Here is a 255-nt window from a genome sequence, read left to right on the forward strand (position 1 = left end):
ACTTCTCTTGTAAGCTGTTAATCCCTAGTTCATTGCAAGTCACCACTAACTTTTTCATCATTTCAGAAATCGGACGGCGAGATAATACCAAAGGCAGTAAAATATTGTCTTTCACAGACAAGGTGTCTAACAGATTGAAATCTTGAAAGACGAAACCTAATTTCTCCCGCCGGAAGCTAGAAGCTTGACTGTTTTTAATCGTTGCTGTATCAGTACCGTTGAGAAAGACGCGTCCTTCGGTTGGCTTATCCAGCA

The 255-nt window shown here is 41.2% G+C and carries 1 pseudogene; it reads right to left on the reverse strand.

Going from position 1 to position 255, the window contains the following annotated elements:
- A pseudogene (locus HMPREF2542_RS04305) lies at positions 1-255 on the reverse strand (ABC transporter ATP-binding protein); the annotation flags it as partial.

The organism is Streptococcus sp. HMSC034B05, from assembly GCF_001809055.1.
In the GTDB taxonomy this organism is placed as follows: domain Bacteria; phylum Bacillota; class Bacilli; order Lactobacillales; family Streptococcaceae; genus Streptococcus; species Streptococcus constellatus.